The sequence below is a fragment of the Streptomyces sp. SID11385 genome (genome assembly GCF_010548245.1).
GTDB lineage: Bacteria > Actinomycetota > Actinomycetes > Streptomycetales > Streptomycetaceae > Streptomyces.
The window spans coordinates 1-8,826 of record NZ_JAAGLR010000460.1 but is presented as its reverse complement, the minus strand read 5'-3'; the positions used below and the strand labels follow the sequence as shown (position 1 = coordinate 8,826).

7 protein-coding genes and 1 pseudogene are annotated in these 8,826 nt (G+C 75.5%); 7 read left to right on the top strand and 1 reads right to left on the bottom strand.

All coding sequences use genetic code 11. The features are described 5' to 3' along the window. From G3I42_RS14110 to G3I42_RS14095, 4 genes and pseudogenes are all read left to right on the top strand, one after another. A pseudogene (locus G3I42_RS14110) lies at positions 1-183 on the top strand (polysaccharide deacetylase family protein); the annotation flags it as partial. A 3-nt stretch (positions 184-186) separates the two neighbouring features. Then, on the top strand, positions 187-3,786 hold the full coding sequence (locus G3I42_RS14105; protein ID WP_164285913.1) for a lipopolysaccharide biosynthesis protein: 3,600 nt from the start codon (positions 187-189) through the stop codon (positions 3,784-3,786). 66 nt (positions 3,787-3,852) lie between these two features. Beyond that, positions 3,853-4,227 (top strand): GntR family transcriptional regulator, encoded by a 375-nt coding sequence (locus G3I42_RS14100; RefSeq protein ID WP_164285912.1) that lies wholly within the window; start codon positions 3,853-3,855, stop codon positions 4,225-4,227. Between the two features lie 66 nt (positions 4,228-4,293). Then, positions 4,294-5,646: a xylan 1,4-beta-xylosidase gene (locus G3I42_RS14095; RefSeq protein ID WP_164285909.1), complete on the top strand. Its 1,353-nt coding sequence runs from the start codon at positions 4,294-4,296 to the stop codon at positions 5,644-5,646. A gap of 63 nt (positions 5,647-5,709) precedes the next feature. Here the strand turns inward: G3I42_RS14095 and G3I42_RS14090 are convergent, their stop codons facing one another. Next, positions 5,710-6,411, bottom strand: coding sequence for an SDR family NAD(P)-dependent oxidoreductase (locus G3I42_RS14090; RefSeq protein ID WP_164285907.1), 702 nt, complete (start codon positions 6,409-6,411; stop codon positions 5,710-5,712). 102 nt (positions 6,412-6,513) lie between these two features. Between G3I42_RS14090 and G3I42_RS14085 the strand changes: the two genes are divergently transcribed. From G3I42_RS14085 to G3I42_RS14075, 3 genes are all read left to right on the top strand, one after another. Further along, positions 6,514-7,356 (top strand): helix-turn-helix transcriptional regulator, encoded by an 843-nt coding sequence (locus G3I42_RS14085; RefSeq protein WP_164285905.1) that lies wholly within the window; start codon positions 6,514-6,516, stop codon positions 7,354-7,356. 89 nt (positions 7,357-7,445) lie between these two features. Then, positions 7,446-8,375, top strand: a complete 930-nt coding sequence (locus G3I42_RS14080; RefSeq protein WP_164285903.1) for a GNAT family N-acetyltransferase — start codon at positions 7,446-7,448, stop codon at positions 8,373-8,375. Further along, the coding region (locus G3I42_RS14075; protein WP_164285901.1) for a DUF402 domain-containing protein at positions 8,356-8,826 on the top strand (471 nt) is incomplete at its 3' end. The genes G3I42_RS14080 and G3I42_RS14075, both read left to right, overlap by 20 nt.

Genomic DNA, 8,826 nt, shown 5'->3' with positions numbered 1-8,826 from the left:
CGCCGCCGCCAGGGCCCGTACGCGCTGGAGCGCCTGACCGTGCGCCGCCGCACCGGGCCGGAGGAGTTCGCCCGGCTCCTCCAGGGCCGGGGGCTGCTCCGTTCGTACGCGGGCGACCGTGCCCTCACGCGCGGGTACGGGCTCGTGCGCGCCGTTCGCAGATCCACCCGGAAGGCTCGCTGAACCGTGACCGAGACGACCGCCGCGCCCCAGCGGCCCGCCGCTCCCCCCGCTGCCCCGGCGGCGGGGAGCGGCCCCCTGTTCCGCAACGCCTACGCGCTCATGCTCAACACCGGGGTCTCGGCCGTGCTCGGCGTGGGCTTCTGGCTCGTGGCCGCGCGGTACTACTCCGAGGAGAACGTCGGGCACGGCTCGGCGGCCATCGCGGCGATGAAGCTCATCGCGGGGCTCACCGCGATCACGCTGACGGGGGCGCTCGCGCGGTTCATCCCGGTCGCGGGGCGCGCGACGGGCCGGCTGATCCTGCGCGTGTACGCGGGCAGCGCGCTCGTCGTCGCGCTCGCCGCCGGGGTCTTCCTCGCGACGCTCGGGGTGTGGGGCCCGTCGTACGCCTTCCTCGGCACCCCGTTGCTCGGCCTCGGCTTCGTCGCCTCCGTCGTGGGCTGGGCGCTGCTCACGCTCCAGGACGGGGTGCTCACGGGGCTGCGCGCGGCGCGCTGGGTGCCGGTGGGGAACACGGTGTTCTCGGCGGCGAAGCTGGGGCTGCTCGTGCTCTTCGCCACCGCGATCCCGGTCGCGGGCGTGTTCGTGTCGTGGGCCGCCTCGATCGCCGTCTCGGTGCTGCCCCTCGGGTGGCTCGTGCTGCGCCGCCTCGTGCCGCGCCACGTCGAGGCGACCGGCGCGCGGGCCCGGCCGCCGGGGCTGCGCGAGCTGGGGCGGTTCGTCGCGGGCGACTCGACGGGCTCGCTCTTCTCGCTCGCGGTCGTCTACCTCGTCCCGGTCCTGGTGGCGGCGCAGGTGAGCGCCGAGGACAACGCGTACTTCTACATCACGACGACGATCGGCGGCACCGTCAACCTCCTCGCCGTCAACATGGGTTCCTCGCTCACCGTCGAGGGCGCGCACGACCCGGCGCGGCTCGCGGCGCACACGCGCGCCGCGCTCGGGCGGATGGCGCGGATCATGCTGCCGGTGTGCGTCGTGCTCTTCGTGGGCGCCCCGTGGATTCTCGGCCTCTTCGGCGCCGGGTACGCGGAGGCGGCGACACCGCTGCTGCGCTGGTTCGCGGTGGGGGCGGCGCTGCGGGTCGTCATGGAGGTGCACTACGGGGTACTGCGGGCCCGCAGCCGGACCGGTGAACTCGCTTGGCTCCAGGGCCTGTTGTGCGTGCTCGTGCTCGGCCTCACGCTGGTCCTGCTGCCCCGGCTCGGGCTCGTGGGCGCGGGGATCGCCGAGATCTCCTCGCTCGCGGTGATCGTGGCGATCGCGGGGGCGAGGCTGTGGCGGGTGCTGCGGGGCGCGGGTGACACGGGTGGCGGGGCGAAGGGGGACGCGGTGCCGGAGGAAGAGGGCGGCCGGGAGCGGACCGAGGCCGCGATGGGCGCGGAGGTGACGGCCGTACGGGAGAGCGGGGGCGGACCGGCGGGCGGTACGGAGCCGAGGCCCGCCGGGGCCCGGGAGCCGGGGGCTATCGCGGCGCCCGGACCGGACCTCGTGGCCGACACGGCGGCAGATTCTGTGGCCGACTCGGCGGCAGACCCCGCCTCAGCCCAGCACGCGGCCCCCGACGACGCCCCGCCCGCGAGACGCGCGCGTCTCACCGTGCGTTCCGCGATCCTCTGGGCGCTGCTCCTCCTCGCGCTCGCGCTGTACTGGGTGCCCGCCGCGCGGCTCGGGGAGCGGGATCTCGACCGGATGGGCGGGCTCGGGCTCGTCTCGGTGCTCCCGGCGCCGATGCTCGTGGGGGCCGGGCTGCTCGTCCTCGTCTTCTCGGGGCTGCTGTGGATGCGGCGGCAGCAACGGCTGCTGCTCACCGTGACGTTGCTCGCGACGGTCGTGTCGCTGCACGCGCTCCCCGCCGTGATCGAGGCGGCGCCGCGCTTCCCGACCGCCTGGCAGCACCTCGGTTTCCTCGACTACCTCGACCGGACCGGGAACGCCGTCCCCGACCTCGACGCGCGCTGGTCCTGGCCCGGTTTCTTCGCGGCCGCCGCGTTCCTCGCGCGGGCCTGCGGCGTGAGCGACCTCACCGAGGTCATCCGCTGGTGGCCCACCGTGCTGCAACTCGCCCTGCTCGCCCCGATGGCACTGCTCCTGAAGTCCGTGCGGGCCACCTGGCGCGGCAAGTGGACGGCGCTGTTCGTCTTCGCGCTGAGCGGCTGGGTGGGGCAGGACTACTTCTCGCCGCAGGGCTTCACGTACCTCCTGTACCTGCTGTTCGTCGCGCTGCTGCTCGCCTGGTTCCGCGCTCCGCGCGTGCTGTGGGCGGACCGCCGGCCCGGTGAGGCCGAGGTCCTTCCGAGCGGGCGGGGGGCGCGCGGCGTGCTCGTCCTCGTGCTGCTCGCGCTGTTCGCCGCGTGCGTCTCGGCGCACCAGCTCACGCCGTTCGTGCTGCTCGGCGTGGTGACGTTCCTGGTGCTGCTCGGGCGGTGCGAGCTGCGGGGGCTGCCGCTGTTCGGCGGGGTGCTCGTGGTGCTGTGGCTCGGGTGGTTCGCCGAGCCGTACTGGTCGGGGCACTTCGGGGAGCTGTTCGGCGGGCTCGGCGGAGTCGGCGGGAACGTGTCCTCGTCGGTCTCGGGGCGTATCGAGGGCGGCAGTTCGAGCCATCAGCTCGTGCTCTACGCGCGGATCGCGCTCGCGGGCGCGGTGCTCGCGCTCGGCGCGTGGGGCTGGTGGCGCCGCCGCGAGGCGCGGTACCGCGAACGGGTCCTCCCCGTGCTCGCGCTCGTCCCCTTCCTCGGTTTCGGGATGCAGTCCTACGGCGGCGAGATGGCGCTGCGCGTCTTCCTGTTCGCCCTCCCGGGGGCGGCCGTCCTCGCGGGGCTCGCCTTCTTCCCGTACAGCGGCGCGAGCGCGCGGGAGCGGGAGCGCGAGCACGCCTCGCTCGCGCCCGTCGCCGTGCTGTGCGCCGGGCTCGTCCTGCTCGGCGGCTTCTTCGTCGCGCGCTGGGGCAACGAGACGTTCGAACGCACCCGCCCGGGCGAGGTCGCTGCGATGGACTGGGTGTACGCGCACGACTCCCCCACCGCCCGGCTGCTGTGGCTCAGCGACGACCCGGTCGCACACGTGACACCCGCGCTCCCGTGGGGCGCGCGCGACATGGAGAAGGTCTCGTACGTGCCCATCGCCGCGCCCGTCGACCCGGTGCTCGTGGACGGGCTCGTGCGCGCGCTGCGGGAGGCGGGCCCGAACTCGTACCTGATCGTGGGCCGTTCCCAGTCCTTGTCGCTGCGCTACGACGCGGGCTACCCGGCGACCTGGGAGCGGCGTCTGCGCGCGACGCTCGACGCGCGCCCCGAGGTCGGCGCGGTCTTCCGCGACGCGGACGCGACGCTCTACTCGCTCACCGACCCGCCCGCCGGGTCTCCCCCGCGGGCCGACCCCGGCCCGCGCGGCCCCCGGGTGACCTGGACGCCGTGGTCGGTGACGGGCGCGCTCGCCGGAGCCCTCGCGCTCCTGGTCCTCGCGACCCGCGAGGTCGCCCGCGCGGCGACCCGCCCCACAGTGCGCCGGCAGCGCCTGCTGCGCGCGTCCTTCTGGTTCACGCTGCCGCTCGTGGCGGTCGTGGTGGCCGCGTGCGTGGAACGGTTCGTGACGCTGGCGTGAGGGGCGCCCGGCGGACGGGGCCGCTCGGTCGGCGGGGCGGGCGGCCCCGTGAGGCAGAATCGGGGCGTGAGCCTGAAGATCGCGGTCGATGCCGCCTCCGTCCTCGCCCCGTACGAGCAACTGCGGGCGCAGATCGCCGAGCAGGCCCGCTCGGGCGCGCTTCCGGCGGGCTACAGACTGCCGACCGTGCGGGGTCTCGCGCAGGAACTGGGGCTCGCCGCCAACACGGTCGCGAAGGCGTACCGGGCCCTTGAGGCGGACGGGGTCGTGGAGACGCGCGGCAGGCACGGCACGGTGGTGGCCGCCGCCGGGGACTCCGCGCACCGCGAGGCGGCGACGACGGCGCTCGCGTACGCGCAGCGGGCCCGGCGCCTCGGGCTGGCGGAGAGCGAGGCGCGGGCGCTGGTCGAGGACGCGATGCGGACGGCGTACGGGGACTGACGGAACCTTCGTACCGATTCCGGCGGAAGCTGTCGTACCGCCACGTCGCCGCCTATCGTGGGAGCGATGGGGCGTCATCAGGCGGGGGCGGGTGGACGGCGGGGGCGGCTCACCGTCCTCGTCGGTGCGGGCGCGCTGCTCCTCGCGCTCGCCCTCACTCTGCTCGCCACGCTGCCGGGCGGCGCGGGCGACCGGCCGGCTGACGGGCCCGCGCTCGGCTGGGGGTTCACGCACACCCAGTACAGCGCCGACGCGGGCGAGGCGTCCGCGGGCGAACGGGCCGAGAAGGCGCTGAAGGCCGAGCCGCTGCCGCAGAACCAGCACGTCATGGGCTGGGGCGCGAGCAACCCCGAGCCCGCCCCGGGCCGTTACGACTTCGCCGAGCTCGACCGCCGCGTGGCCCTCATGCGCGCGAGCGGGTCCGCGCCCGTCCTGACGCTGTGCTGCGCCCCCGACTGGATGAAGGGCGGCGAGCCGGGACGCACCGACTGGAGCGCGAAGTCCCTGGAGACGGCGCCGGACCCGGCGCACTACCAGGATTTCGCCGACCTCGCGGCGAAGGTCGCCCGCCGCTACCCGGACGTGCGGCACTTCGTCGTGTGGAACGAGTTCAAGGGCTTCTGGAACGACGCGGCGGCCCGCTGGGACTACGAGGGGTACACGGCGCTCTACAACAAGGTGTGGACCGCGCTCAAGCAGGTCGACAAGGACCTCCTCGTCGGCGGCCCCTACCTCGTGATGGACAGCGTGGCGCCGGGCGCCGCGGGCGGCTCGGCCGCCGTGGCGGGGCCCTGGGGGGCGCTCGACGCGCGCGTCGTGGCGGCCTTCCGGTACTGGAACGCGCACAAGAAGGGCGCCGACTTCGTCGTGGTCGACGGCTCCAGCTACACCGCGGAGGACGCCCTCGTCCCGGACGTCTTCGCCGCGACGGAGAAGTTCACCGCCGTGGGGCGCTGGGTGCGCGAGGAGAGCGGCGGGCTCCCGCTGTGGTGGAACGAGTACTACGTCGAGCCGGGCGACGAGAACGACGACCGCGACGGCTGGAGCGAGGACGAACGCGTCGCGGCGCAGGCCGCCGGGATGATCGCGCTCGCGAAGGGCGGCGCGGCGACCGCGTTCTACTGGAACCCGCAGTCCCGGCGCGGCGGCGCCTGCGCGGGCTGCCTGTGGACGTCCACGGACCGCGCCGGGGGTGGCGCGCCGCTGCCCATGCTGCGGCTCGTGCAGGACTTCCAGCGCGCCTTCGGGCCCGGCACCCGCTACCGCTCCGTCGAGGTCGCGCCCGGCGCGCGGAAGGCGGTCCGGGTCCTCGCGGACGCGGACTGCCTCCTCGTGGTCAACACCCGTGCCACGCCGGTACGGGCCGAGGTGGACGGGCGGCGGTTCGCCCTCGGCCCGTACGAGGTGCGGTGGAGCTGAGGCCCGCCGGGTCCCACCAGGGGGGCCGGTCCGGCGGGCCCACCAGGGGGGCGGGTCGGCGGTCTACCAGGGGACGGGGCCCGCGGCCGACACGAAGGTGCCGGTCTCTCCCTCGTTGCCCGCGAGCGCCTCGCGCACGGAGGCCGCGGCGCCCTCCTCCAGGGTCTGCGTGCCCGCGTGGCGGTTGAGGTCCGTCTTCGTGAAACCGGGGTCGACGGCCGTGACGCGGATGCCGGGGAGAGCGGCGGCGAGCTTGACGGTGAGCATGTTGAGGGCCGTCTTGGAGACCGGGTACTCGATGCTCGGGTAGCCGTAGGGCGAGCCGCCGCCGCCCGCGAGCGAGCCGAGGCCGCTGCTCAGGTTGATGACGGCGGCCGAGTCCGAGCCGCGCAGCAGCGGCAGGAACGCCTGCGTGACGCGCAGCGGGCCGAGGACGTTCGTCTCGAAGACCGTACGGAGCCGGTCCGCGGTGGCGTCGAGCGCGGGCAGCGGCCCGCCGTCCTCGCCGCGCGGCTCGATCCCCGCGTTGTTGACAAGGACGTCGAGCCCGGTCCCCGCCTCCTCGACGGTGCGGACGGCGGCGGCGACCGAGGCGTCGTCGGTGACGTCGATGACGAGCGCCCTGGCGCCGAGTTCCCGCGCCGCCGCGCGGCCCCGCTCGGGGTCGCGGCTGCCGAGCCAGACGGTGTGCCCGGCGGCGACGAGCTGGCGGGCCGTCTCGAAGCCGATGCCCTTGTTCGCTCCGGTGATCAGTGAAGTGGTCATGTCCCCACGGTGCGGCCGGGCGGGCGCCCCGGCCAGTGGTCCCGTCTTCCTGGGAACAGCGGTACCAGGCACGACGCCCCCGCGCGCGTGCACACTGCCCTCATGGCGACGGGTGAATTCGGACAGGCGGTACGGCGCTGGCGCGACCGGGTGACGCCGCAGGCGGCCGGGCTCCCCCCGGGCGGCCGGAGGCGCGCCCCGGGGCTGCGCCGCGAGGAACTGGCCCAGCTCGCCGGGATCTCCGCCGACTACATCACCCGTCTGGAGCAGGGCCGCGCCACGCACCCCTCGGCGCAGATCGTCGAGGCGCTCGCCCGCGCGCTGCGGCTCTCGCCCGAGGAACGCGCGCACCTGTACCGCGCCGCCGGGCTCGCCCCGCCGGGCCCGGGGACGGTGCCGGGCTGGGTCCCGCCGAGCGTGCAGCGCCTCCTGGACCGGCTCGCCGGGGTGCCGGTCGCCGTCTTCGACGCGATGTGGACGCTCCTGGTCGCCAATCCCCCGTACGAGGCGCTCATGGGCGACTCCTCGGCGCTCGGCAGCCGCGAGCGCAACGCGGCATGGCGCAATTTCCTCGGCTCGGGCTCGCGCGCGGTCATGACGCCGGGCGAACGCGCCGCCTTCGAGGCGGGCATGGCCGCCGAACTGCGCGCGGTGGTCCAGCGCTACCCGGACGATCCGCGCCCGGCCGCGCTCGTCGCCGAACTGCGCGCCGGAAGCCCGCGCTTCGCCGCGCTGTGGGAGCAGGGGGTCGTCGGCACGCCCGCCGGCGCGCGCAAGATCATCGCGCACCCGCACGTCGGGGAGATCCACCTGGACTGCGACGTCCTCACCGTCCACGACAGCGACCTCAGGATCATGGTCTACACGGCGGAACCGGACACGACGGACGCGGAGCGGCTGGCGCTCGCGGGGGTGCTCGGCAACCAGGACCTGGGGGTGGGCTGAGCGGGGGCCTAGCGGCACCCGGCCGCGCCCAGCCGCGCCGCGCTAATTCGGGTGCGACGCGCCGCCTTCCGCGCCTACCGTTCGCGCCGATGACGATTCATGTGCGTGACCTCGATCCCCACTCCCCTGCCGACCTCGACGGCATCACCGCCGTCCTGCGGGCCGCGATCCCCCCGATGCTGGTGACTCCGGAGCTGCTGCGGTGGCAGTCCGCCGCCGCCCCCGCCGCGCAGCGCCACCGGCTGCTGCTCGCCGAGGACGAGGAGGGGCGGGTCGTCGGCCGGGGCAGTACGGGGCTCGCGCACGAGAGCCCCGAACCGGGCCTCGCCTTCTGCAACGTGTACGTCCACCCGGAGCACGAGGGCCGGGGCGTGGGCACGGCCCTCGTGACGGCCGCCGAGGAGTACCTGACGTCGCTCGGCGCGCGCACGGCCTTCAGCTGGGTGCTCGACGGGGAGCGCGATCTCCGCTTCGCACGCCGCGCGGGCTGGTCCCCCTCCCGCTCCGCGCGTTTCCTGCGCCTGGACCTGACGGCCCCGCTGCCCCCGCTCGCGCCGCCCCCGCCGGGTGTCGAGCTGCGGCCCGCCGCCGCCTTCGCGCACGACCCGCGCCCGCTCTTCCTCCTGGACGCGGAGGCCGCGGGCGACGAGCCGAGCGACGTCGGCGCGGAGCTGGACGACTACGAGGACTGGCGCGCGCACACCTGGGAGCACCCGCTGCTCGACCGGGACCTGACGACGGTGGCGCTCGTGGACGGCGTACCGGCCGCGTTCAGCCTCGCGCACACGGACGGCGCCCACCGGTACTTCACGGGGATGACGGGCACCACGCGCGCCCACCGGGGCCGGGGCCTGGCGAAGCTCGCCAAGCACGACTCGCTGAGCCGGGCCCGCGCGGCCGGGTTCACGGAGGCGTTCACCAACAACGACGCGGGCAACGAGCCGATGCTCGCGATCAACGAGTGGTTCGGGTACGTCCCCGCGGCGGCGGAGGTGCGGCATGCCAAGTCCCTCGGCTGACGCCCTGACCGTCGTGCTCACCAAGGCCGGCCGCGTCAAGAAGAGCTACCCGGCCCGGCGGCTCGCCGACGACGGCACGCACCTCGTCGTGGAGGCCCCGTGGGCCTCGCCCGAGCCGCGCGACTTCGGCTTCGTGCGCTTCGCGCCCGGCGACGTGTTCACCGAGCACTACTGGACGACGGCGTGGTACGCGGTCAAGGAGGTGCGGACGGCGGACGGCGCACTCAAGGGCTGGTACTGCGACATCACCCGCCCCGCGGTGCGCGAGGAGGGCGCGGTACGGGTCGACGACCTCGAACTCGACCTGTGGGTGCCCCCGCCGGGCCGGGGCCCGGCCCTGCGCCTGGACGAGGACGAGTTCCTGGCGAGCGGCCTGCCCGCGCGCGACCCGCACGCGGCGGAACGGGCCCGGGCGGCCCTGGCCGGCCTGGAGGCCCTGGCGGGCGCGGAC